The sequence below is a fragment of the Chrysanthemum yellows phytoplasma genome, assembly GCF_000803325.1.
Classification (GTDB): domain Bacteria; phylum Bacillota_I; class Bacilli_A; order Acholeplasmatales; family Acholeplasmataceae; genus Phytoplasma; species Phytoplasma asteris.
The window spans coordinates 1-2609 of record NZ_JSWH01000038.1 but is presented as its reverse complement, the minus strand read 5'-3'; the positions used below and the strand labels follow the sequence as shown (position 1 = coordinate 2609).

The 2609-nt window shown below is 30.1% G+C and carries 2 protein-coding genes; both read right to left on the bottom strand.

Annotation, left to right across the window (positions count from 1 at the left end; all coding sequences use genetic code 11):
- Nucleotides 1-90: 90 nt before the first annotated feature.
- Nucleotides 91-792 carry a hypothetical protein gene (locus tag OL66_RS00650; RefSeq protein ID WP_034172058.1) on the bottom strand — a complete coding sequence of 234 codons (702 nt, stop codon included), beginning with the start codon at nt 790-792 and terminating at the stop codon, nt 91-93.
- A gap of 157 nt (nt 793-949) precedes the next feature.
- Nucleotides 950-2560: a chaperonin GroEL gene (gene groL / locus OL66_RS00645; protein ID WP_011160496.1), complete on the bottom strand. Its 1611-nt coding sequence runs from the start codon at nt 2558-2560 to the stop codon at nt 950-952.
- Nucleotides 2561-2609 lie beyond the last annotated feature (49 nt).

The window sequence follows — 2609 nt, the reverse complement described above, 5'->3', positions numbered from 1 at the left end:
TTTTATTGCTAAAAACTATTATTAATAATAAAGATAAATAAAAAAAACTAGGTTAAAAAACCTAGCTTTTTAAATAATGATTAAATAAGATTATTTATTTTTTTTGTTTTTTTTAACAAAGAAAAACACACCACCAGCAACGGCAGCAACAACTACAACAGCTACTAATGTTAAGAACCACGCTATTTTGTACCAAGGTGTTTTAGCTACAGTAAATTCAAAGACAACTTGTCCTGAAACAGTAGTTTTACCATCTACAGCTTTAACAGTAACTTTATTAGCATTGTCGTCTTTACCAACTGTGAAAGTTACGTCGTCTTTGTTTACAGTTGCAGGAACTTTAGCTCCAGCTTCTTTTAAAGCTTTTAAACCAGCTTCTGCATCTACTTTGCCATCTTTAACTGTAAGTGTAAGTTTTTTGTCTGTGCCTAAAGTTAATTTATTTAATTCACATACGCCTACTAAAATTAATTGTTTTGAAACTGATAAAGCTTTTCCAGCATCACCATCTGCAGGTGAAACTGTTACTTTATTATCAGCAACCACTACTTTTACAGAATCTTTTGTTACTTTTTCATTCAATGAAGTGTTTTGAACTTTCCATTGTTTAACAACTTTTTCTGCATCAGCTGCATCAGCAGCAGTAAGTTCAAGAGCGTCTTTACATTCTAAAGTGTTTAAATCTAGTTTATCATCAGCAAAAACTTGAACGCCAACAAACATTAAAGCAACAGCAGCAAATAAAACTAAAACTTTAGCAACTAAAGATTTTTGATTTTTTTGATTTTGCATTGTTTGTTCTCCTTTCTTGCGTTATATAATTATATGGTTTGAGTTGTTTTCTAACAAAGAGTTAAAAGACAATCAAAACCTACTATTATTTTAACATGAAAAAAGGAAAAATGGGAGACAATAATTAAAAAAATAAAGCTTTATTAGTTATAAAAAATTATTCTTGTGTTCCTAAATCAAAGTTATTATCTTTATTTTCTTTCAAACTTACCACAGCAGCCTCAGTTGTAATCATCAAAGCAGAGATAGAAGCAGCATTAAGAACAGCTTGACGAGTTACTTTAGTAGGGTCAATTATACCTTCTTTTAAGAGACAAACATACTTACCTTCTTTAGCATTAAACCCAAAATTTAAGGGTTGTAAAAGTTGTTGTTTTACCACATCTTTACCTGAAAATCCTGCATTATAAGCAATTTGATAAGTAGGTACTAAAAGACTTTGTACTACTACATCAATTCCTTGTTGTACTTCTTTATTATCAGATACCAAAGTATCTTTTAATTCTTGATAAACCTCAACTAAAGCTTTTCCACCACCAACTACAATTCCTTCAGTAATAGCAGCTTTAGTAGCATTAAGAGCATCTTCAATACGTAATTTTTTATCTTTTAATTCAGTATCAGTTGCAGCCCCAACTTTAATTAAGGCAACTCCTCCTGATAATTTAGCTAATCTTTCTTGCAAATTTTTAGTTTCATAATCAGAAGTAGCATTTTTAATTTGAGTTTTTAATACTTGAATACGTTTTTCTAATTCAGGACTTTTAGAATTACTTATCAAAGTAGTATTATCTTTTTTAATAATAGCTTTATTGATATTTCCTAAATCATCCATTTTTAAATCTGCTAATTTCATATTAAGTTCTTTAGAAACAAAATTAGCTTTTGTAAGTACTGCAATATCTTGTAACATTTCTTTTTGATTATCACCAAAACCAGGAGCATTAGTTACAACTACATTAAAAGTTCCTCTTAATTTATTAGCTACCAAAACCCCTAAAACTTCATTTTCCACAGCTTCAGCTACAATTAATAAAGGTCTAGATGCTTTTACTACTTCTTCCAAAATAGGTACAATTTCTTGCACAGTACTAATTTTATGATCAGTTACTAAAACTAACGCATTTTCTAACTGTACTGTCATACTTTCTCTATCAGAGACAAAATAAGGAGAAGCATATCCTTTATCGTACTGCAATCCTTCAACAACTTCTAATTCTGTTTCAAAACCTTTGGATTCATCAACATTAATAACTCCATCTTTTCCTACTTTTTGCATCGCTTGGGCAATGATTTTACCAATTTCTTGACTACCTGATGAAACAGCAGCCACATTTTGAATATCTTCTTGGGCGTCTACTTTTTTAGATTTAGCTAAAAGTTTTTTGGCAACTGTTAATGCAGCTAACTCAATTCCTTCTTTTACTAAAACAGGATTAGCTCCTGCATCAATTGCATCAAACCCACGATGAATCATACTTTGTGCCAAAACAGTTGCTGTAGTTGTTCCATCTCCTGCTTTATCGTTAGTTTTGGAAGCTACTTCATATACTAACTTTGCTCCCATATTTTGATAAGGATTTTTTAATTCAATTTCTTTAGCAATAGAAACACCATCATTTACAATAGCAGGTGAATCATAGGCTTTTTCTAAAATAACATTACGTCCTTTAGGTCCTAAAGTCACTTTAACAGTATTTGCAATTGCATCTACTCCTTGTAATAAAGCTTTTCTTGCTTCTTTGCCATAAAGTATTTTTTTACTCATTTTATTACTCCTTAAATATTTTGATTATTGATTATTATATCTTATTATA

Bases quoted from the DNA above. Each gene is read 5' to 3' on its own strand.
- groL (WP_011160496.1), bottom strand. From the start codon at position 2,560: ATGAGTAAAAAAATACTTTATGGCAAAGAAGCAAGAAAAGCTTTATTA.
- OL66_RS00650 (WP_034172058.1), bottom strand. From the start codon at position 792: ATGCAAAATCAAAAAAATCAAAAATCTTTAGTTGCTAAAGTTTTAGTT.